At 64.3% G+C, this 19,798-nt stretch carries 22 protein-coding genes; 15 read left to right on the top strand and 7 right to left on the bottom strand.

Annotation, left to right across the window (positions count from 1 at the left end; genetic code table 11):
- Positions 1–53: 53 nt before the first annotated feature.
- Entirely contained in the window at positions 54–407 is a 354-nt protein-coding gene (locus CK222_RS15455; RefSeq protein ID WP_066988871.1) for a nuclear transport factor 2 family protein, read from the top strand.
- A gap of 184 nt (positions 408–591) precedes the next feature.
- On the top strand, positions 592–939 hold the full coding sequence (locus CK222_RS15450; RefSeq protein ID WP_082954003.1) for an ArsC family reductase: 348 nt from the start codon (positions 592–594) through the stop codon (positions 937–939).
- A 195-nt stretch (positions 940–1,134) separates the two neighbouring features.
- Here the strand turns inward: CK222_RS15450 and CK222_RS15445 are convergent, their stop codons facing one another.
- The 3 genes from CK222_RS15445 to CK222_RS15435 form a co-directional block, all read right to left on the bottom strand.
- Positions 1,135–1,482 carry a DUF488 domain-containing protein gene (locus CK222_RS15445; protein WP_095800929.1) on the bottom strand — a complete coding sequence of 116 codons (348 nt, stop codon included), beginning with the start codon at positions 1,480–1,482 and terminating at the stop codon, positions 1,135–1,137.
- Between the two features lie 22 nt (positions 1,483–1,504).
- Positions 1,505–2,761 carry an aminopeptidase gene (locus CK222_RS15440; RefSeq protein WP_067327798.1) on the bottom strand — a complete coding sequence of 419 codons (1,257 nt, stop codon included), beginning with the start codon at positions 2,759–2,761 and terminating at the stop codon, positions 1,505–1,507.
- A gap of 140 nt (positions 2,762–2,901) precedes the next feature.
- Positions 2,902–3,816, bottom strand: coding sequence for a LysR substrate-binding domain-containing protein (locus CK222_RS15435; protein WP_095800928.1), 915 nt, complete (start codon positions 3,814–3,816; stop codon positions 2,902–2,904).
- A gap of 95 nt (positions 3,817–3,911) precedes the next feature.
- On the opposite strand from CK222_RS15435, the gene CK222_RS15430 reads away from it, so the two are divergent.
- The 3 genes from CK222_RS15430 (at position 3,912) to sbmA (ending at position 6,724) form a co-directional block, all read left to right on the top strand.
- Positions 3,912–4,109, top strand: a complete 198-nt coding sequence (locus tag CK222_RS15430; RefSeq protein ID WP_095800927.1) for a hypothetical protein — start codon at positions 3,912–3,914, stop codon at positions 4,107–4,109.
- A gap of 72 nt (positions 4,110–4,181) precedes the next feature.
- Positions 4,182–5,342, top strand: coding sequence for a YbfB/YjiJ family MFS transporter (locus CK222_RS15425; protein WP_095800926.1), 1,161 nt, complete (start codon positions 4,182–4,184; stop codon positions 5,340–5,342).
- A 122-nt stretch (positions 5,343–5,464) separates the two neighbouring features.
- Positions 5,465–6,724, top strand: a complete 1,260-nt coding sequence (gene sbmA, locus CK222_RS15420) for a peptide antibiotic transporter SbmA (RefSeq protein WP_066999060.1) — start codon at positions 5,465–5,467, stop codon at positions 6,722–6,724.
- Positions 6,725–6,793: 69 nt separating this feature from the next.
- On the opposite strand, the gene CK222_RS15415 is transcribed toward sbmA, so the two are convergent.
- Entirely contained in the window at positions 6,794–7,714 is a 921-nt protein-coding gene (locus tag CK222_RS15415) for a polysaccharide deacetylase (protein ID WP_348628810.1), read from the bottom strand.
- 287 nt (positions 7,715–8,001) lie between these two features.
- Here CK222_RS15415 and CK222_RS15410 point away from each other — a divergent pair, with 287 nt between their 5' ends.
- Both CK222_RS15410 and der read left to right on the top strand, forming a co-directional pair.
- Positions 8,002–8,667, top strand: a complete 666-nt coding sequence (locus CK222_RS15410) for a tetratricopeptide repeat protein (protein ID WP_095800925.1) — start codon at positions 8,002–8,004, stop codon at positions 8,665–8,667.
- Positions 8,668–8,673: 6 nt separating this feature from the next.
- Positions 8,674–10,104, top strand: a complete 1,431-nt coding sequence (gene der / locus CK222_RS15405; protein WP_095800924.1) for a ribosome biogenesis GTPase Der — start codon at positions 8,674–8,676, stop codon at positions 10,102–10,104.
- Positions 10,105–10,211: 107 nt separating this feature from the next.
- Here der and CK222_RS15400 read toward each other — a convergent pair whose 3' ends face one another.
- Entirely contained in the window at positions 10,212–11,129 is a 918-nt protein-coding gene (locus CK222_RS15400; protein ID WP_095800923.1) for a LysR substrate-binding domain-containing protein, read from the bottom strand.
- A gap of 118 nt (positions 11,130–11,247) precedes the next feature.
- Between CK222_RS15400 and CK222_RS15395 the strand changes: the two genes are divergently transcribed.
- From CK222_RS15395 to CK222_RS15365, 7 genes are all read left to right on the top strand, one after another.
- Entirely contained in the window at positions 11,248–12,522 is a 1,275-nt protein-coding gene (locus CK222_RS15395) for an MFS transporter (RefSeq protein WP_067328016.1), read from the top strand.
- Between the two features lie 140 nt (positions 12,523–12,662).
- Positions 12,663–13,844, top strand: coding sequence for a cell wall hydrolase (locus tag CK222_RS15390; protein WP_067327803.1), 1,182 nt, complete (start codon positions 12,663–12,665; stop codon positions 13,842–13,844).
- A gap of 290 nt (positions 13,845–14,134) precedes the next feature.
- On the top strand, positions 14,135–14,527 hold the full coding sequence (locus CK222_RS15385) for an AtpZ/AtpI family protein (protein WP_066999046.1): 393 nt from the start codon (positions 14,135–14,137) through the stop codon (positions 14,525–14,527).
- A gap of 65 nt (positions 14,528–14,592) precedes the next feature.
- The gene (locus tag CK222_RS15380) at positions 14,593–15,354 is read left to right on the top strand and encodes a F0F1 ATP synthase subunit A (RefSeq protein ID WP_066999043.1); all 762 of its coding nucleotides are present in this window, start codon (positions 14,593–14,595) and stop codon (positions 15,352–15,354) included.
- A 79-nt stretch (positions 15,355–15,433) separates the two neighbouring features.
- The gene (locus CK222_RS15375; protein WP_066999040.1) at positions 15,434–15,658 is read left to right on the top strand and encodes a F0F1 ATP synthase subunit C; all 225 of its coding nucleotides are present in this window, start codon (positions 15,434–15,436) and stop codon (positions 15,656–15,658) included.
- Between the two features lie 62 nt (positions 15,659–15,720).
- Entirely contained in the window at positions 15,721–16,302 is a 582-nt protein-coding gene (locus CK222_RS15370; RefSeq protein WP_066999038.1) for a F0F1 ATP synthase subunit B, read from the top strand.
- A gap of 10 nt (positions 16,303–16,312) precedes the next feature.
- On the top strand, positions 16,313–16,804 hold the full coding sequence (locus CK222_RS15365; protein ID WP_066999035.1) for a F0F1 ATP synthase subunit B: 492 nt from the start codon (positions 16,313–16,315) through the stop codon (positions 16,802–16,804).
- A 220-nt stretch (positions 16,805–17,024) separates the two neighbouring features.
- Here the strand turns inward: CK222_RS15365 and CK222_RS15360 are convergent, their stop codons facing one another.
- Positions 17,025–17,723, bottom strand: coding sequence for a ribonuclease HII (locus tag CK222_RS15360; protein ID WP_067327805.1), 699 nt, complete (start codon positions 17,721–17,723; stop codon positions 17,025–17,027).
- Positions 17,724–17,978: 255 nt separating this feature from the next.
- The gene (locus tag CK222_RS15355) at positions 17,979–19,133 is read right to left on the bottom strand and encodes a PA0069 family radical SAM protein (protein ID WP_141247067.1); all 1,155 of its coding nucleotides are present in this window, start codon (positions 19,131–19,133) and stop codon (positions 17,979–17,981) included.
- A gap of 148 nt (positions 19,134–19,281) precedes the next feature.
- Between CK222_RS15355 and CK222_RS15350 the strand changes: the two genes are divergently transcribed.
- Positions 19,282–19,785 carry a glycosyltransferase gene (locus CK222_RS15350; RefSeq protein WP_095800921.1) on the top strand — a complete coding sequence of 168 codons (504 nt, stop codon included), beginning with the start codon at positions 19,282–19,284 and terminating at the stop codon, positions 19,783–19,785.
- Positions 19,786–19,798: the final 13 nt, after the last annotated feature.

The following is a 19,798-nucleotide window of genomic DNA, read 5'->3' as shown; positions in this document are numbered from 1 at the left end:
GCAGGTCACGAGGGAGCTCCCTATCTGGGGTCTGTCCAAACCGGGAGGAAATCATGACCACTGCCGAAGTCGCCAAGCATTTCACCGAACTCCTCAAGCAGGGCGACAACCGCGGCGCCGCCGCGAAATACAATGCCGATAACATCGTCAGCTACGAGGCGATGGAAGGTCCCATGGCCGTTTGCAGCGGCAGGGACGCCGTAAAGCAGAAGGGCGAATGGTGGGAAGCGAACCATGAGGTTCACGGCGGCTCGATCGAGGGCCCGTACGTCAATGGCGACCAGTTCGCCTTGCGCTTCACCTTTGACGTGACGCCCAAATCTACCGGCGAACGCGTCAAAATGGATGAGGTTGGCCTCTATACGGTCAAGAACGGCAAGATCAGCGAAGAGCGCTTCTACTATTGAAGCCGATCGGCGTCTGGCATTCCGAATCTTCGTTGCAGGATCTGAAAATCAGACATGGCGGCCAAGATGATATTCCGGCCGCCATGGAGAGCGCCAAATCGTCTTCACGTAGTCACGCTGGCAAAGCGGGCAAGGCAAGCCTAGGATTCGGCCAGATTCGCAATCCATCCGCCCGAGGTCCGAATTGACGATCACCATGTACGGCATCACCACCTGCGACACGATCAAGAAGGCGCGCGTCTGGCTGGAGAGCCGCGACCTTCCCTACCGCTTCCATGACTATCGCGCCGAAGGGATCGAGGCGGAAAGGCTGAATGGCTGGGTCGATAAGGTCGGCTGGGAGAGACTGCTCAACAAGGGCAGCACGACTTTTCGCGAACTGCCGGAGAAGGACAAGGAAGCGCTCGACGAGAAGAAAGCGAAGAAGCTGATGCTCGCCAAGCCCACTATCATCAAGCGGCCCGTGCTGGAGGTGGGTGGCCGCATCTTGGTTGGTTTCAAGCCGGATGTTTATGAAGAGGCGGTGAAGTAGGATTCGTCAGGCGCGGCACACTATCCCTCGTCATCCTAGGGCGAGCAACGAGCGAAGCGACGCGCGCAGACCCTAGGATTCCATGCCGCGACGCTAAAGCATTGTGGCGGTTTAAGAGTTCTGCTCCGTTGCGTCCTTCGGTGACAGTCACGGCATGGATCCTCGGGTCAAGCCCGAGGATGACGACGAGAGAGGTTAATCCCTCCGCAAATACCCCATCAACGCCACCGCATTGTTATGCGCCTCGTCATGCGCGCCGAAGAGCAGCGTCACCTTGCCGTGGCGCAGCAGTTCTCGCAGCTGCGCCACAGCCTTCTCGTTGCCGTCCAGCTCGGCGCAGTACCGCTTCTGGAACTCCGGCCATCGTTCGAGATCATGCCCGAACCATTTGCGCAGTTCGGTGCTCGGCGCGATCTTCTTCAGCCAAAGGTCCAGCGCGGCGTCCTTCTTGGAGACGCCGCGCGGCCAGACGCGGTCGACAAGCACCCGCTGGCCATCGCTCCTCTCCGGCGCTTCGTAGACGCGCTTTACCGCCACGTCCAAGGCTGTCTCCGCGTCGGGTCTCTCAGGCCCACTCGCCCTTGCGCATCACCGGCACGCGGCTGCCGTCCTTGCCGACGCCGTCGATGTCGATCTTGTCCGAGCCGATCATCCAGTCGATGTGGATGAAACTCTTGTTGCCGCCGCGCTCGGCAATCTCGTCCTGGCTGAGCGAGGCGCCGTTGACGAAGCACTTCGAATAGCACTGTCCGAGCGCGATGTGGCAGGCGGCGTTCTCGTCGAACAGCGTGTTGAAGAACAGCAGGCCGCTCTTCGAGATCGGCGAGGAATGCGGCACCAGCGCCACTTCGCCGAGCCGGCGCGCGCCCTCGTCGGTGTCCAGCACCTTCTTCAGAACGTCCTCGCCCTTCGAGGCCTTGGCCTCGACGATCCGACCGCCCTCGAAGCGCACCGAGATCTCGTCGATCAGCGTGCCCTGGTAGGAGAGCGGCTTGGTCGAGGAGACATGGCCTTCGACGCGCCTCGCATGCGGCGTGGTGAAGACTTCCTCGGTCGGGATGTTCGGATTGCAGGTGATGCCGTTCTTCGCCGTCGAAGCGCCGCCCATCCATTCATGACCTTCCGCCAGGCCGACGGTGAGGTCGGTGCCCGGTCCGGTGAAATGCAGCGCGTGGAAATTGTGCTCGTTCAGCCATTTCGTGCGCTCGGCCAAGGCCGCGTTGTGCGCCTTCCAGTTGCCGATCGGATCCTCGACATCGACGCGCGAGGCCGAGAAGATCGCGTCGGCGAGCCTCACCACCGCGACATCGTCGGGCTCGCCCGGGAACACTTGGCGAGCCCAGGCAACATCCGGATATGCCACGATGTTCCAGTTGATGTCGAAACCGGTGATCTTTTCGAGCGCCGGCTGGTACGCCATCGAATTCGCCTTGTTGGCCCGCGCCACCTTGGCCGGGTCCTGCGCCGACAGCAGAGACGGATCCTCGCCGCGCACCGCAAGCCGCGCCGCATTGTTGGCGAAGGCTTTCGCCATGCCTTCGTAAAGCCAGCCGGCGGCGCGGTCGAAGCCGGCGTCGGCGCCATAGCGGAAACGCGCCAGCGTGATCTCGTCGTCGTTGAAGATCGGCGTCACCAGCCCGGCGCCGGCCTTATAGGCATGCTCGACGATGCGCCGGGTCAGCGGCAGCGCCGCGATCGAGGACGTCAGCACCAAGTCCTGTCCCGGCTGCAGCTGCAACCCGACCTTGACGGCGACTTCGGCCAGCCTGTCGAGCTTCACCGGGTCGATGGTTGCCGAGACGCCGCGCGAATGTGTGGTCATGATCCTGCCTGCCGTGATTGTGGGGTCTGATCCTTACATAGACCGCTGCGCCCGGCCTTTCCACCGCGATCGACTGGGCCTCCAGGCATGATCGCGAAAAGTGCATGGCGGCGTTCGGACAAGATCATGCTCAAACGAGCTCAGGCGGCGCTGTCGAGCGCCCGGAACTGCGCCTTGGTCGCTTCGATCTCCTCGCGGACCCAGGCCTTGAAGTCGCGCACCTTTCGGCTTTCGCTTTTGGTGGCCGAGGTCACCATCCAGTAGCCGAGCCCGCTTTCAGCTCGCACGCCGAAAGGGGCGACCAGCCGGCCATCGGCCAGCGCATCGGCGGTCAGCAATTGCCAGGCGAGCATCACGCCATGGCCGGCGATTGCAGATTCCAGGCAGAGCATCGGATCGGTGAAGCGCGCGCCTTTTTGGAAAGTGACCGGCTCGACGCCGGCCGCCTTGAACCAGCTATCCCAGCTGATCATTGCCCGCTCGTCGGTGATGGCGCAGGTCCGCGCCAGGTCCTCGGTCGAGTTCAGCTTGGCCGCGATCGCTGGTACGCAGACCGGAAACACTTCCTGCGCCAAAAGCAGTTCCGCGTTTACTCCCGGCCAAGCGCCGTCGCCCATCCGAATCGCAATGTCGATATCGGAATGGTCGAGATCGGCGAGCCTGCCTGAAGCGTCTATGCGCAAGAGCACGTTGGGATGGCGGGCAAAATGCCGCGACAGCCTGGGCAACAGCCATTTCGAGGCGAAGGCGGGCGCCACCGACACCACCAGGGTGCATTCCGTTGCCTCGTCGGCCAACGCCACCGCTTGCGCAAGCTCGCGGAAGCCGGCGCTCAGCCGGGCCGTGAAAACGACGCCAAATTCCGTCGTCACGAGTCCGCCGGACGTCCGCTCGAACAGCGCCTGCCCCAGCTGTTTTTCCGTGCGCTTGATCTGCTGGCTGACGGCGCTGACCGAAACATTGAGTTCGGCAGCCGCCGCGGCAAGCGATCCAACGCGGGCAACGGTTTCGACGGCACGCAAGCCATTGAGGTGGACACGGTTCAGGATCGTCATCCAGTTTTTCTAAACTTGCTGGTCTCAAATCTCAATTGAAACGTGCCGAAGAAAAGCGGATTCTAGCGAGGCAAACCGGGCTTGGAGGCAGGTCGATGAAGATTTTCTCTTTGCTGAAGGGGCTTTCCGGCGCTGAGCCAAGACAGGCTTGGCAGGACGACGGCGAGATTGCCCGCTGGACGGTCGATCCTCTGTCGCATCCGGTGCTGGACTCCATGTCGGAGCGCGAGCTCGGCGATATGCCGTTCCGGCTCACGGCCGGCCGCACGGTGTACGAGACGGCTTGCCGCTGAAGGCGGGCCAAGCCGGCCTGGCCCAACGCAATCGCATTGTTTCGCACGTGCACACATTTATGCTGCGCTGCAATGAAAGCCGCTTCGCCATCTCCCTTGCGCCTTGCCCTCGCCGGCATGACGGCTCTCGCCGTCGCCATGGGCATCGGCCGCTTCGTCTACACGCCGATCCTGCCCGGCATGATGGAAGAGTTGCACCTGACGCCGGCAGACGCCGGCTGGATCGCTTCCGCTAACTATCTCGGCTATCTCATTGGCGCGCTCGCCGCGGCCGGCGGCTGGGCGCATGGCCGCGAGCGTCTGCTGATGTTCGCAAGCCTTGCCGCGAGCGCCGTGCTCGCGGCTCTGATGGGACTGAACGAGACGATGGCCGCTTTCCTCGCCATTCGTTTTCTCGCCGGCCTGGCCAGCGCCTTCGTCATGGTTTTCATGTCGTCGATCGTCTTCAGCCATCTTGCAAAGGCAGGCCGCGGCGATCTGCAAGCGCTGCATTTCGGCGGTGTCGGCCTGGGCATTGCGGCGTCCTCGGCGCTGCTGGCCATCCTCGTCACGGCCCATGCCGGCTGGCCCGCGGGCTGGCTATGGTCGGGAGCAATTTCCGCTGTCGGCCTGCTCCTCGTCGCGATCCTCGCGGGCTCCGCCACGCCCGCCAATGGCGTCGATGGGCCTGAACCGGCGTTGCCGAAGGATAGATCGCTGACGAAGATAATCCTTGCCTATGGGCTGTTCGGCTTGGGCTATGTGGTGACGGCCACTTTTCTGGTCGCCATCGTTCGCCAGGACGGCGGCGGACGTGTCTTCGAGGCCTCGGTCTGGATGATCGCCGGTCTTGCCGGCTTCCCCTCGACCTGGTTCTGGCAAAAGCTCGCCGCCAGGATCGGGCTTTATACGGCCTATGCCGTGAGCTGCCTGGTCGAAGTGGTCGGCGTCATCGCCAGCGTCGTCGTCAAAGGTTTCAGCGGGCCGCTTCTGGCTGCCATATTGCTCGGCGGCACGTTCATCGCCATCACCGCGTTCGGCCTGCAGGCAGCAAGGCAGCTTGCGCCGCAGGCGCCGCGCCGCATCTTCGCGGTGATGACCGCCGCCTTCGGCCTCGGCCAGATCATCGGTCCGATTGCCGCCGGCTTGCTCGCCCAGGCCTCGGGCAATTATGTGCTCGCCTCGATCATGGCGGCTGCCGCTCTGCTGGTCTCCGGCGTCGTTGCCTGGTCGGCTGCACCAAAATCGCCATGATTTGTGGTCTTGTTCGGTGCCGAGCGCCGGGCCGGGCATTTTCTTTCCCAGTAATGTGTGACCTTATGCCCGCCGAACAGCAACGCCGCTGATTTGCGGTCAGACCGAGGAAACCCGCCACAGTGTTCGTATCCTTCTTCCCGCAGCCGAAGCTTTTCTTCACCTCGGCCGCCCTCTGGAGCCTTGCGGCGATCCTGTTCTGGTTCTTCGGCGGCGAACAGCTGGGCGCCATCCTCGGCATGCCGCCGGCGGCTGCGGGTGCGCCGCCCATCATCGGCATCGCGGTTCTATGGTCGAAGCCGTTCTTGTGGTTCTACATGTACTTCGTGGCCTGTGTGGCGATCTTCTACGCGTTCTGGAGCTGGTATGCTCCGCATCCGTGGCAGAACTGGTCGATCCTGATGACCGCCGTCATTCTCTTCTTCATCTATTTCAACGTGCAGGTCAGCGTCGCCGTCAACAACTGGTACGGACCTTTCTTCGATTATGTCCAGGGGCTGATGTCGGGGACGACGCCATCGACTGACATCGAGTTCTACAGGGGGTTGGCCGACTTCTCCTGGCTGGCGCTGGTCGGCATGAACGTGCAGGTGGTCAACGCCTTTATCGTCAGCCACTGGATCTTCCGCTGGCGCACGGCGATGAACGACTACTTCATGGCGAACTGGGGCCGGCTGCGCCACATCGAGGGCGCTTCGCAGCGCATCCAGGAAGATACGATGCGCTTCTCGCAGATCATGGAGGACCTGGGCTCGAGCTTCGTCCAGTCGATCATGACCCTCATCGCCTTCCTGCCGGTGATGATCCAGCTGCAAGCGCACATCACCGAGTTGCCGATCCTGGGCGCGGTGCCGCAGCCCCTGGTCGTTGCCGCGCTGGGGTGGTGCATATTCGGCACGGCCTCGGTGATGCTCGCCGGCATCAAGCTGCCGGGCCTCCAGTTCCGCAACCAGCGCGTCGAGGCCGCCTATCGCAAGGAACTCGTCTACGGCGAAGACCATCCCGACCGGGCGCAGCCGGCGACGACGACGGAACTGTTCGACAATGTGCGCCGCAACTACTTCAGGCTCTATTTCCACTACATCTATTTCAACGTCGTCCGGTACACCTACCTGCAGGCCGACAACATCTTCTCGCTGCTGATCCTCGGGCCCTCGCTGGTTGCGCACAAGATCACCTTCGGTGCGCTGAACCAGATTTCGAACGCCTTCGGCAAGGTGACGAATTCGCTGCAGTTCCTGTTGAATTCCTGGTCGACCATCGTCGAGCTGCAGTCGGTGCACAAGCGCCTGCGCGCCTTCGAGGCGACGCTGGAAGGCGAGCCGCTGCCAGACATCGACCAGCGTTATCTCGCGCGGCAGAGCGCGGAGGATCCGGCCTGAACTCGGAACAATTGCGGAGCGCCTTTCCGTCCGGAATTGCGCCCAGGCAAGAGATTGGAAGTGGGCGGCTCAGCCGCCCACGGCAACCCGTGCATCGCCGGAGCGCTGCCGCTCGATATAGTCGCGGAAGCTGATGCATTCGACCTGCTCCATGACGCAGACTTCACCGGCAACGCGCTCCAGCGCGTTCCAGTAGGCGCCGGCATTCATCTGCGTGAAGTGGAAGCCGAGCCCCAGCGGAAGTCGTTTGCCGTTGTATTGCGCATCGAAGGCGGCGCGAAACGCCCGATAGGCGCGGTCGGCGAACTCGCCTGCCATCGACGGCTTCTCGAAGCCGCCCGAATGGCGGACATAGAGGTTGTAGTCCGTCGCCACCACCCGCTTCGACTTCGGCCCCTCCGGAATCTGCGGCAATGCAAAGCGGGTGGTGCCGTCCTTTGCGCGCGGCAGGGCAGGGCCGTTCGAGACACCGCTTGCGTCATATTGGAAGCCGGCCTCGGGCAGCGCTTCGTAAAGGGCCCTGCCGGCCGAGAGGTACGGCGCGCGGAAACCGATCACGGCATGGCGGGCGAAATCACGCCAGCCAGGCGGCTCCGGCGAAATGCCGTTGATCGCATAGGCGTTTTCGAGGACGCGGCGGAACGCTGAGAACTCGGCCAGCCAGTCGGCCTTGCTCCAGCCCTTGCCGTCGAAATGTCCGCAGGCATGACTGCCGATGTCGTGACCTTCGGCGGCCGCGAGCCGGATCTGTTGCAGCCGGTCCGCGACATCCGGCTCCGAGGCGGCGAAGCCGATATTCGATTTGCTGGCACCCTTGCCGGGCGCGACGTACTCGGCGCGCGTTTTCGGCGAGAGCAGGAAGACGCAGGACAGAAAATACGTGAAATGCGCGCCGGTGCGCTTTGCCAGCGCGCGGCTGCGCTCCCATTGCGAGATCTCGCGTGCGCTGTCGAAGGAGATAAGCACGATCTGCTTTGGTTTCGCCGCCATCGGTTTCGGGCGGATCGGCAAGCCCCGTGCCAACGGAGCCAAGCCAGGCGAGGCTGAACGCAAGGACGCGGAACGAACGTGGCACTGGCAACCTTTTGGGCAACCTTTGGGGCTGTAGGAAAGCCGTCTATCGCCCAAATGTAGCATCGATGCGTTCCGGCAAGGCCTGTGGGGCACTGGGAGCCTCCGCCGATTTTCCGGCGATCCCCCTTCCATGCCGACGAAATTTCGCTAAAACGCGGGGCTCAAGAAGCGCTCCGTTCCGGGGCCGCAATGGTTTTTGATTGATGTCGGACGACAGTTTTATCCGCGAAGTCAACGAAGAGATTCGTCGCGAGCAGGCGCAGGCGCTGTGGGACCGCTTTGGTCCGGCCCTGCTCGGTGCCGCGATCCTGATCGTGGTGGCGACTGCCGCCTTCGTCGGCTACCGCTACTGGGACGAGACCCGCGCCAACCGGTCGGGCGATGCCTTCTCGCAGGCGCTCAAGCTCGCAAATGACGGCAAGAACGACGAGGCGATCGCCGCTCTCGATCAGCTGGAAAAGGATGGCTATGGCGCCTATCCGCTGCTCGCCCGCATGCGGACCGCGACCGTCAAGGCCGACAAGGGAGACGTCGACGCCGCCGTCAAGGATTTCGATGCGGTCGCGGCCGACAGCGCCATTCCCGCAGGCATCCGCGACATGGCGCGATTGAGAGCGGCGCTGCTGCTGGTGGATCACGGCTCGTTTGCCGATGTCTCCAGCCGTGTCGAGGCGCTCACCGCCGACACCAATCCGCTGCGCAGCTCGGCGCGTGAGGCGCTCGGCCTTGCCGCCTGGAAGGAAGGCAAGTCGGCGGATGCGCTGAAACTGTTCGACCAGATCGCTTCGGATGACGGCGCCCCGCGCAATGCGCGCCAGCGGGCGCAGTTGATGTCCGAGCTGATCCGCGGGTCGGGCAACGCTTCGTGACCCCGGATGACGTTCAAAGTCGCCATCATCGGCCGGCCTAATGTCGGCAAATCGACTCTTTTCAATCGGCTGGTGGGAAAGAAGCTGGCGCTTGTCGACGACACGCCGGGCGTGACGCGCGATCGTCGCGTCCATGCCGCCAAGCTTTACGATCTTCACTTCGACGTCATCGACACCGCCGGCTTCGAGGATGCGGCGGCCTCGACGCTGCCCGGCCGCATGCGCCAGCAGACCGAGATCGCCATCCGCGAGGCCGACCTGATCTTCTTCACCGTCGATGCCAAGTCGGGCCTGATGCCCGACGACCGGACCTTCGCCGACGTGGTCCGCAAATCCGGCAAGCCGGTGGTGCTGGTGGCCAACAAGGCGGAAGCGCGAGGCGCGCAAGGCGGCATGCTGGAAGCCTGGGAACTCGGCCTCGGCGAGCCGATCCCCGTCTCGGCCGAGCATGGCCAAGGCATGCCCGATCTGCGCGATGCGGTGATCGCGGCACTCGGCGAGGAACGCGCCTTCGGCGAGCACGCGCAACAGCCGGGCGATGAGATCGCCGTGAGCGAGGTGCTTATCGGCGAGGATATCGCCGACCCCGACGCCGAGCCGGCCTATGACGAGACCAAGCCGCTGCGCATAGCCGTGGTCGGCCGCCCCAATGCCGGCAAGTCGACGCTGATCAATGCGCTGATCGGCGAGGAGCGGCTGCTGACCGGACCCGAGGCCGGCATCACCCGCGATTCCATCTCGGTCGACTGGGACTGGCGCGGCCGCCGGATAAAGCTGTTCGACACCGCTGGCATGCGGCGCAAGTCCAAAGTCCAGGAAAAGCTCGAGAAGCTTTCGGTGCAGGATGGCCTGCGCGCTATCCGCTTCGCCGAGATCGTCATCATCGTGCTCGACGCCACCATCCCCTTCGAGAAGCAGGACCTGCAAATCGCCGACCTGATCATTCGCGAGGGCCGCGCGCCGGTGATCGCCTTCAACAAATGGGACCTGATCGACAACCCGCAGGAGCTTCTGGCCGAGCTGCGCGAAAAGACCGAGCGGTTGCTTCCCCAAGTGCGCGGCATTCAGGCGGTGACGGTCTCTGCCGAGACCGGGCGCGGCCTCGATCGGCTGATGGACGCCGTCATCAAGACGCACAAGGTCTGGAACAGCCGCGTCTCGACCGGCAAGCTCAACCGCTGGCTGGAAGGCATTCTGGCGCATCATCCGCCGCCCGCCGTCGCCGGCCGCCGGCTGAAGATCAAATATGTCACGCAGGCAAAAACCCGGCCGCCGGGTTTCGTCGTCTCCTGCTCGCGCCCGGACGCGATGCCGCAATCCTATGTCCGCTACCTCTCGAACAGCCTGCGCGAGGCTTTCGACATGCCCGGCGTGCCGATCCGCATGGCGCTGCGCACCTCGGACAATCCTTTCGCAGGTCGGGCGAAGAAGCGCTGAGCCCTTTGTGGGAAAGGGTCGGCAGCGCCCCTCCCGTCGTCATTCACGGGTCTGTGCCGTGTCGCTTCGCTCCTTGCTCCGCTCGAGGATGAAGAATGGCTTGGAACCTACGCGACCGCTCGCAAGCCCTCGCCGAAACGCGCTCCCTCGGGCAGCGTATCCAGCGCCGCCTCCAGCAATATCTCTGCCAGCCGTGCCGCCACCGGATCGAGCTCGGCATCCTTCTGGTGCAGATGCAGCGCCATCCTCGGCAGGAGCGGCAGCCCGAGCACGCCCGGCGCGATCGCCCTGACAGTGGCTGGCAGGCCGATATCGGTGCGGATCGTCAGCCCGAGACCCGCGGCGACCGCCGCCCAGATGCCGCCGAGGCTGGGACTCGAGAACGCCATGCGCCAGGCGAGGCCGGCGCGGTCGAGCGTCTCGGTCGCCACGGTGCGCAGCAGGCATGGCGCCTCGAACAACACCAGCGGCAGCGCTTCACCATTGTGGCCGGCTTGCATCGGTTTAGCCGGGCCGATCCAGCGCGCCTGCACCTCGGCGACATGCCGGCTGTAGGGCAGGATCGTGCCGTCGTGCCAGGCCAGCGCGATGTCGAGGCTGCCTGAGACGACGCGCTCGGCGAGCTCATGGCTGCGTCCGATCCGCGCTTCGATCCGGACCTTGGGATGCGCACGGGCAAACCGGCCGAGCACCTCCGGCAGCACGGCCTCGCCGAAGTCCTCCTGCAGGCCGAGCCGCACCCAGCCTTCGAGCTCGACGTCGCGGATAGCTGAGGCCGCCTCGTCATTGAGCTCGATGAGACGCCGCGCATAGCCGAGCATCGTTTCACCAGCTTCGGTAAGCGCCAGGCCGCGCCCCGCCTTGCGGAGGACCGGGGTCGCCGCCTGTTCTTCCAGCTTCTTCAGCTGCGCGCTGACGGCAGAGGTCGAGCGGCCGAGCCGCTCGGCCGCCTTGGCGAAACTGCCAAGCTCCATGCCGGTGACGAAGGTCCTGAGCACGTCGAGGTCGAATGTGACGCGTCGCATGAGATTGTCCTTATTTTCAGGATTATCAATCAAAAACTTGCTGATTTTCTGGATGAAGCTATGGCGCTACATCCGACCGGTCAAGACCGATCGACCGGCGCAGAGGGAATACGAGATCATGTCCGCCATCGTAACTCGCAACGATTGCCGGCGGTCCGCGGCAGGCGCCGCCGCTTCGGCTGGCCGCGCCTTCGGGCCCACCCATCGATGGAAAGTGCTCGGCATCGGCGTCGCCGCCAATGCCGGCTTCTCCGCTACCTTCTCCGGCATCCCGGCGACGGCTGTGGTGATGCGCCAGGGTTACCATCTCGACAATGCCTCGCTCGGCGCTGCGCTCGGTCTGCTCGGCCTCGGCGTGGCGCTCAGCGAACTGCCCTGGGGCGTGCTTACCGACCGCTGGGGCGACCGCCGCGTGCTGCTGACCGGGCTCGGCGCGACCGCCATGTGGCTTTTTGCCATGGCAATCCTCGTCGTGCCGACGAAAACAGCCGCTCCCGGTGTCGTGCTGCTTTCGGCCAGCCTGCTCGTTGCAGGCCTGCTCGGCGGCAGCGTCAACGGCTCCAGCGGCCGCGCCATCATGGGCTGGTTCGGCGAAGACGAGCGCGGCTTCGCCATGAGCATCAGGCAGACGGCGGTGCCGCTTGGCGGCGGGCTCGGCGCGCTCGTCCTGCCGTGGCTAGCCTTGGGCTTCGGCTTCGCCGCCGTCTTCGGCCTGCTGGCGGCTCTCTCCGCGCTCTCGGCTTGCTTTGCCCGGCGCTGGTTGCACGAGCCGCCGACGCAAGGCGACGCGCATGCCGCCGCCGTCACGACCGGCCCGGCGCCGCTGCGCAACATCGAGGTCTGGCGCATCTCGGCAGCCATCGGCCTGCTCTGCTTCCCGCAGGTGGCGGTGCTCACCTTTGCCTCCGTCTTCCTGCACGACTTTGCCGGCACGGGCACATGGGTGACCAGCGCCACCCTCGCCGCCGTGCAGACGGGCGCCATGGTGATGCGTGTCTGGAGCGGCCGCTACACCGACCGCCACCGCAACCGAAGGCCGTTCCTGAGATTCTGCAGCGCGCTGAGCGCGCTGGCCTTCCTGGTGCTATGGGTTCTGGCCATCGCTGCAGCCAGGCAGCCGTCGGTGCTGTTGCTCCTGCCCCTTATGGTGATCGTAGCCGGCATCTGCGTATCGGCCTGGCATGGCGTTGCCTATACCGAGCTTGCGACGCTTGCCGGTGCCGGCCATGTCGGCACCGCGCTCAGCCTCGCCAACACTCTGGTCTTTGTCGGCTTCTGCCTGGTGCCGATCGCCATTCCCTGGCTTCTGCTTCTCTTCGCATGGCCGGGCGTGTGGCTGGCGGCCGCGATCTGCGCGGCGATCGCATGGCCGATTTTTCTGCGCACGGCCTGACGTTTTCGCCGGCTTTCCACAGCTGGCGGAGGCCGGCTTATCTGCAACATGAAAAAAACACGATCGGTGCCGTTAACCCCCCATCAAGGTTAATGCTTCATTTTGGCTCTCCGGGGTCAGTAGCGTTTCTGGAGAGTTCCGTGCATCGACGCGTTCTTACGCGGCTCGTCGCCGCCGCCGTTGCGAATAAACGTTCCTTCCTTCCTCCTTTGGTTCTGGGGCTCGGCTTCTGGGTCGGCTTTCCGTCCGTCGTCGCTTACCAGGATATGGCAAGCCTCGTGTCCGGGCTGGAGTCGCCCAGCCATCGCTGGAATGCCTATGTCGAAAAATCCGTCGCCGGCTCGGTGCACGCCGCCGAGATGCCGTTCGTCGATTCGGCCGCCACGGGCTCGATCTCCGGCTCCGGCGTGGACCTGCCTGGCGTTGGCACGGTGGCGCTCCGCGGCAAGGGCAATGTCGCCGGCGCTACGCCCGATGAGGACCGCGTCGTGCGCGCCGACAAGAAGGGCCGCCTCGTCCAGGTGTCGCCCGTTGCGCCGCCGAAGAATTTCAGCGCCGGCTCCATCTTCGAGCGCACCTCCTCGCTGCTCCGTCCGGCGATGGACAGCGGCCTGAAGCTGACTTTCGCCAAGCCCGGCATCAAGGGCAAGGAAATCCAGATCGCCCAGGCCTTCCACATCCGCGAGGACAAGAAGCCCGATCCGGATTTGCCGGCGGCTCTCGTCGCTCTCGTCAACAACGACAAGCCCGACATCCTCGCCACCGCCTATGCCCAGTCGGCGCCGGACTATGCCAAGGCCTCGCCCTTTGAGGCTCTGCTGCAGGACGATCCGAATGACGGCCGCTTCATCCCGCCGATGGGCAAGGGGGATCACGCCTGGATGCAGAATCCGCTGCCTGCGGCCGTCTTCTCCAAGCCGGAACAGGAATGCCTCGCCAAGGGCATCTATTTCGAGGCGCGCAGCGAACCGGTGCGCGGCCAGGCCGCGGTGGCGCAGGTGATCCTCAACCGCGTCCGCAACCCTGCCTATCCGAAGACGATCTGCGGTGTCGTCTACCAGAACGACAACTGGTTCAACCGCTGCCAGTTCTCCTTCGCCTGTGACGGCAGGAAGAAGCGCATCAACGACCCGGTCGCGTACAAGACCGCCCAGGATGTCGCCATGGCGGTGACCGCCGGCAAGATCTTCATCCCCGAGGTCGGATCCTCGACCCATTACTACGCCAATTACGTCCATCCGGGCTGGGCGCGCGCCATGCAGCGCATGACCAGGATCGGCCTGCATATCTTCTATCGCACCTATGGCGGCGGCTGGAGCTGAGCCGTTTAGGCGGCTCGAACTGAGCCGCTTGATCGGCACCCCGCGGCAACGCTCTTTCTCGTTTGCTGCGCGCACCGATCAGCGCGGCTTGTCGCCCGGATTCGCGCCGAGTCCTCGCACAGGCGTGACGGGCACGATGTCGCACCCGGATAAGCCATTGATTTGAAAGCGGAAAATACATCGCTTTGAAGTTCGGCCCGTGGCTTGACGGGCGCGGACCCGCTAACTATGTTGCCGGCGACTTTAGAAGCGGACGGACGGTGATCGTCTGCCCGGGCAGGGGGGTTGCGATGGCCGACAAAAACGGGCCAGACGGAACCGGAGAAACCGGCCGCGGCAGGCAGCCAGAAGCCACCATCCGCGACGACGAACTTGAGCGCCGCCGGCGCGAGCTTGAAGCATCGCTTGCATCAAGACGCACGGACCGGCTCGAGGGGAAAGACGAAGCGAAAGCTGCGACCGGTTACGGTCAGGCCCTGAAACTGTCCAGCGAGTTCATCGCCGGAGTGGTGGTTGGTGTCGGCCTGGGCTGGATCATCGACCGCTTGGCGGGAATCGCGCCCTGGGGTCTGATCGTCGGCCTGCTGCTGGGTTTTGGCGCCGGTATACTCAATGTCCTGCGTTCGTCGGGACTTGCATCGGAATTCGGCCAGGGCGGCAAGCCGCCCGAACCGAAGGACTGAAGTAAGGCGCCGCAAGGCGCGAAAGAAACTTAAGAAGCCGGTTGTGGCTTTGACGGGGATTTAAAGTGGCTGCTGCTGACCAGGTCGATCCGATCCACCAGTTCCAGATCCATCCGATCATCCCGCTTCATATCGGCGGCTACGACATTTCTTTCACCAACTCCGCTCTGTTCATGGTCGTGACGATCGCCGTCGCTTCCGCTTTCCTCTACATGAGCACCGCCAGCCGCGCCCTCATTCCTGGCCGCCTGCAGTCGGTCTCGGAAATGGCCTATGAGTTCGTCGGCAACATGCTGCGCGATGCGGCGGGCAAGCAGGGCATGCAGTTCTTCCCGCTGGTGTTCTCGCTGTTCATGTTCGTGCTGGTCGCCAACCTGATCGGCCTGTTCCCTTATTTCTTCACCGTCACCAGCCACATCATCGTCACCTTCACGCTGGCGATCCTGGTCATTGGCACCGTCATCGTCTACGGCTTCGCCAAGCACGGCCTCGGCTTCCTCAAGCTGTTCGTGCCGCATGGCGTGCCTGGCTATCTGATGCCGCTGGTGGTGGCGATCGAAGTCATTTCCTTTGTCTCGCGTCCGGTCAGCCTCTCCGTTCGTCTTTTCGCCAACATGCTGGCCGGCCACATCACGCTGAAAGTGTTTTCGGGCTTCGTGGTCAGCCTCAGCGCGCTGGGTGCGGTCGGCATCGCCGGCTCGGTCCTGCCGCTCGCCATGGCGGTTGCCCTGACGGCGCTGGAACTGCTGGTCGCCTTCCTGCAGGCCTACGTCTTCGCGGTGCTGACCTGCATGTATCTGAACGACGCTCTGCACCCGAGCCACTGATCGATTTTCACCGGCGCCCCGGCGCCAGCATACCCAACGTACCAACCGCAACGATTACGAAAACCACAGGAGTTTTGAAATGGACGCAACTGCAGCAGCTGCTATCGGCGCTGGTATCGCCTGCATCGGCATGGGCGGCGCCGGCATCGGCCTCGGCAACATCTTCGGCAGCTATCTCTCGGGTGCGCTCCGCAACCCGTCGGCCGCTGACGGCCAGTTCGGCCGCCTGATCTTCGGCTTCGCCGTGACCGAAGCGCTGGGCATCTTCTCGCTCCTCATCGCGCTGCTGCTGGTCTTCAGGTAAGAACCACGCGCTGACGAAAGGGGCCGCATGGTGCGGCCCCGCCGTATGGACAGGGGAATGAGATGTTCGTGACATCTGCCTTTGCGCAAGAATCCGCGCCGGCCACGGCCGAGGGCGATACGCATGCGGGCACCGCCGTGCCTGCCGAGGAGCATGGCACGTTCCCGCCGTTCAATGCCGAGACCTTCCCGTCGCAGATCCTGTGGCTCGTCATCACCTTCGGGCTCTTCTATTTGTTCCTGAAGCGGGTTGTGATGCCGCGCATCGGCGGTATCATCGATGTCCGCAACGATCGCATCACCCAGGATCTCGACCACGCCGCCAGGCTGAAGGGCGAGGCGGACGCTGCCGTTGCCGCCTATGAGCAGGAATTGGCGGAAGCCAAGGCCAACGCCAACAAGATCGGCCAGCAGGCGAGCGACGCCGCCAAGAGCGAAGCCGAAAGCACGCGCAAGAAGCTCGAGGCGGAACTCGAGAAGAAGCTCGGCGAAGCCGAGGCGAGCATCGCCTCGATCAAGGCCAAGGCGATGAAGGAAGTCGGCACGATAGCCGAGGACACCACGTCGGCCATCGTCGAGGCGCTGGTCGGCGGCAAGACCGACAAGGCCGAGATTTCGGCCGCGGTCAAATCCGCGACCCGGTGAGGAGGCCATCATGGACGCCACATCACTTGCCACGCTCTGGGCCACCATTGCCCTGATCATCTTCCTCGGCGCCGTCATCTATCTGAAGGTGCCGGGCATGCTCGCAAAGTCGCTCGATTCCCGCGCGGCCAAGATCAGCAGCGAGCTCGAGGAAGCGCGCCGCCTGCGCGAAGAGGCCCAGCAGCTGCTCGGCCAATACCAGCAGAAGCGCAAGGAAGCCGAGAAGGAGGCCGCCGACATCGTCGCCGCCGCCAAGCGCGAGGCCGAGCTCCTTGCTTCCGAGGCGCATAAGAAGACCGAGGACTACGTCGCCCGGCGCACGGCGCTTGCCGAGCAGAAGATCAGCCAGGCCGAGCGCGAAGCGATCGGCGAGGTGCGTGCCAGCGCCGTCGACATCGCCGTCGAGGCCGCCCGTGCGCTGCTTGCCGCCAAGGTCGACGCCAAGGCCGGCGCCGATTTGTTCAAGTCGGCGCTGCAGGACGTGAAGGCCAAGCTGAACTGAGCGGCTCTGCCGTTGCTGACATGAAGCCGCCTGGGCAACCCGGCGGCTTTTTTGTTTTGGGCGCGAATAATCTCCCCTCTTGAGGGGGAGATGTCGCCGAAGGCGACAGAGGGGGTCGTTGCGCGTAGAGCTCAACCCCTTGTGCGACTAAAGAGGGCGTCGGTGCTTCACGCGCGACGACCCCCTCCGCCTGCCGGCCATTTCCTCCTCAAGGAGGAGATTAATCTATTCCCTCGAAGCTCTCTTCCGCTTCCGCCACCTCGACGCCGCCAAACCGGAACGGTGCGAACGACGCCCTGTGCAGTCGCGCCACCGGGCCATGCGCCTCGATCGCGGTCCGGTGGCGGACCGTCGCGTAGCCCATATGCATTTCGAAGCCGTAATGCTCATGATGGCCGCCGCAGCCGCACATCATGCGGTCGCGCATCACCTTGGCGATGATCGAGGCGGCGGCGATAGATTGCGAGCGCTGGTCGCCCTTGATCAGCGCGCGTCCCTCGCAGGTGAGCCCTGGCGGGACGTCGCGGCCGTCCGCCAGCGCCAGTTTGGGCGGCAGCGACAGTCCGGCGGCGGCGCGGCGCATGGCTTCCAGGCTGGCTTTCAGAATGTTGCTGTTGTCGATGCCTTCGGCGCTGATCGAGGCCATCGAGACGCTGAGCGCCGAGCCCAGGATTTTGAGGAACAGCGCCTCGCGCTGCAGATGGGTGAGGCGCTTGGAATCGTCGAGCCCTTCGGGAATGTTGGCCGGGTTGAGCACCACGGCCGCGGCCACCACCGGACCGGCAAGCGGCCCGCGGCCCGCCTCGTCCATCCCCGCTACCGGCCACAGCCCCTCGGCCATCGCTTTCGTTTCAATCGAGAAGTCGGGCTTCTCGACCATTTCGAAGAGAAGCGGAGAATCGGAACGCGCGCGAGCCATGGTGCGGCGAGGTTCGCATCGGCTCCGATTCTCCGCAAGTCCCTCCGGGTCGGATGGGGCGTCGGACCGGGAGGGCACCGTCTCACGGCCGGGGGACTGGGCCGGACGGGATTCTTGAGCAATTCCAGGAAGAGTGCGTAGCGGGCCTTCCGTACGAAGTTACATCAAAACAGAGGGTTAGCGGATCGCAATCCGGGCGCAAAACTCTGCCTCCCGAGTTGCCTTAGCCGCCGGCCTTCGCGGCCGGCATCATCTTCACAGCAGCATCAACTGCTCGCCGACGCCGGAGCCTGCGACGAATTGGTCGGTCCGAAGCTGCCGCCGCTCGGCATTGAGGCCGAGCCGCTTGGCGGCGATCTCGAAGCGCCGGCCGATCTGCCAGGCATAGGGTCCGGCGCCCTTCATGCGCCTGCCCCATTCCGAATCGTAGTCCTTGCCGTCGCGCATCGAGCGGATCAGCGACATCACATGCCGGTAGCGATCCGGATAATGGCGCAAGAGCCAGTCCTTGAAGATCGGCGCCACCTCGAGCGGCAGACGCAGCACGACATAGCCTGCCTCCCTGGCGCCGGCGGCACGCGCCGAATCGAGGATGCGCTCCATCTCCGGATCGGTGAGGCCGGGAATGATCGGCGCCACCATCACTGAGGCGGGGACGCCGGCATCCGAAAGCTGCCTTATCGCTTCCAGACGCTTTGTCGGCGTCGAGGCGCGCGGCTCCATGGTTCTCGCCAGCATGCGGTCGAGCGTCGTCACCGACAGCGCCACCTTGGCGAGGCCGCGTTCGGCCATGCGCGACAGGATGTCGATATCGCGCGTCACCAGTGCCGACTTGGTTACGATGCCGACCGGATGGCCACGCGCCTCCAGCACCTCCAGGATCTCGCGCATGATCCGGTATTGCTTTTCGATCGGCTGGTAGGGATCGGTGTTGGTGCCGATGGCGATGGTGCGCGGCTGGTAGCCGGGCTTCGACAATTCCCTGTCCAGCATTCGCGCCGCATCGGGCTTGGCAAAGAGCTTCGATTCGAAATCGAGCCCCGGCGACAGGCCCATGAAGGAATGCGTCGGCCTGGCAAAGCAGTAGACACAGCCATGCTCGCAGCCGCGATAGGGATTGATCGAACGATCGAAGGAAATGTCCGGCGACTCGTTGCGCGTGATGATGGTGCGCGGCTTCTCGACCTGCACCTCCGTCTTGAACGGCGGCAGTTCCTCCAGCGAGTTCCAGCCATCGTCGAACACATGCCGGCTGACCGGCTCGAAGCGGCCGGACGGATTGATGCCCGCGGAGCGTCCGCGATTGCGGTCCGGCCGCACGCGCATGCCGCTCTGTTCTATCATTGCATTTGCCATCTCGGCTCTGCCTGCTCCGAAAGCGGCAATGTCGGCGCGCACGATCTGTTCCATTTTCGCCCTCTCCCAGGGACTGTCGGCAGGCTGTCGAATCGCTCTGTTCATGAAACTATTCCTATTTTGCCAATGAGAACAAAGCAAGAACTTTTTCGTTCAGAACGCGCATCTGGCGCAGCGCCGCGCTTTCCGCTATTCGGCTAAAATGCTCAGCGTCCTCATCGAAACCAGGAACGACGAAGAAGGCCTTGCCCGCACGCTGGCCTCGCTGATCGGCGGCGCGGTCGAGGGCGTGGTGCGCGACGTCATCGTCTGCGACACCGGCTCGACCGACCAGACGCATCGCGTCGCCGAGCATGCCGGCTGTCACCTCGTCGCCGGCGGCATCGCAACAGGCATCGGCCAGGCCAAGGGCGACTGGCTCCTGCTTCTGGAACCCGGCGCCCGGCTCGCCGAAGGCTGGATCGACGACGTCGTCGCTCACGCGGCGAGGCAGACGATGCCGGCGCGTTTTTCACGCGCCCGCGGCAATCGCACGCCGTTTCTGGTCCGGGTTTTTTCGGGCAACCGGGCTCTGGAGGAAGGGCTTGTCATCAGCAAGCGCCAGGCCACGGTGCTGGCGAAAAGCGCCCGCAGCGCCGAAGCCCTGGCGCGCGGCCTCGCCACCAGAAGGCTGAATGCCGAAATCTGGGTGGCGCCGCCGAAGTGAGCGCACGCCCTCC

Source organism: Mesorhizobium sp. WSM3866 (assembly GCF_002294795.1).
In the GTDB taxonomy this organism is placed as follows: domain Bacteria; phylum Pseudomonadota; class Alphaproteobacteria; order Rhizobiales; family Rhizobiaceae; genus Mesorhizobium.
The sequence above is the reverse complement of the archived record's forward strand: the minus strand, read 5'-3'. Positions and strand labels throughout refer to the sequence as shown.

What these genes read in the sequence shown, in the direction of transcription:
- CK222_RS15455 (WP_066988871.1), top strand. Translation starts at nt 54, where the DNA reads ATGACCACTGCCGAAGTCGCCAAGCATTTCACCGAACTCCTCAAGCAG.
- CK222_RS15440 (WP_067327798.1), bottom strand. Translation starts at nt 2,761, where the DNA reads ATGACCACACATTCGCGCGGCGTCTCGGCAACCATCGACCCGGTGAAG.
- CK222_RS15435 (WP_095800928.1), bottom strand. Translation starts at nt 3,816, where the DNA reads ATGACGATCCTGAACCGTGTCCACCTCAATGGCTTGCGTGCCGTCGAA.
- CK222_RS15430 (WP_095800927.1), top strand. Translation starts at nt 3,912, where the DNA reads ATGAAGATTTTCTCTTTGCTGAAGGGGCTTTCCGGCGCTGAGCCAAGA.
- CK222_RS15425 (WP_095800926.1), top strand. Translation starts at nt 4,182, where the DNA reads ATGAAAGCCGCTTCGCCATCTCCCTTGCGCCTTGCCCTCGCCGGCATG.
- CK222_RS15415 (WP_348628810.1), bottom strand. Translation starts at nt 7,714, where the DNA reads ATGGCGGCGAAACCAAAGCAGATCGTGCTTATCTCCTTCGACAGCGCA.
- CK222_RS15410 (WP_095800925.1), top strand. Translation starts at nt 8,002, where the DNA reads ATGTCGGACGACAGTTTTATCCGCGAAGTCAACGAAGAGATTCGTCGC.
- der (WP_095800924.1), top strand. Translation starts at nt 8,674, where the DNA reads ATGACGTTCAAAGTCGCCATCATCGGCCGGCCTAATGTCGGCAAATCG.
- CK222_RS15400 (WP_095800923.1), bottom strand. Translation starts at nt 11,129, where the DNA reads ATGCGACGCGTCACATTCGACCTCGACGTGCTCAGGACCTTCGTCACC.
- CK222_RS15395 (WP_067328016.1), top strand. Translation starts at nt 11,248, where the DNA reads ATGTCCGCCATCGTAACTCGCAACGATTGCCGGCGGTCCGCGGCAGGC.
- CK222_RS15385 (WP_066999046.1), top strand. Translation starts at nt 14,135, where the DNA reads ATGGCCGACAAAAACGGGCCAGACGGAACCGGAGAAACCGGCCGCGGC.
- CK222_RS15375 (WP_066999040.1), top strand. Translation starts at nt 15,434, where the DNA reads ATGGACGCAACTGCAGCAGCTGCTATCGGCGCTGGTATCGCCTGCATC.
- CK222_RS15370 (WP_066999038.1), top strand. Translation starts at nt 15,721, where the DNA reads ATGTTCGTGACATCTGCCTTTGCGCAAGAATCCGCGCCGGCCACGGCC.
- CK222_RS15365 (WP_066999035.1), top strand. Translation starts at nt 16,313, where the DNA reads ATGGACGCCACATCACTTGCCACGCTCTGGGCCACCATTGCCCTGATC.
- CK222_RS15360 (WP_067327805.1), bottom strand. Translation starts at nt 17,723, where the DNA reads ATGGCTCGCGCGCGTTCCGATTCTCCGCTTCTCTTCGAAATGGTCGAG.
- CK222_RS15355 (WP_141247067.1), bottom strand. Translation starts at nt 19,133, where the DNA reads ATGGAACAGATCGTGCGCGCCGACATTGCCGCTTTCGGAGCAGGCAGA.
- CK222_RS15350 (WP_095800921.1), top strand. Translation starts at nt 19,282, where the DNA reads ATGCTCAGCGTCCTCATCGAAACCAGGAACGACGAAGAAGGCCTTGCC.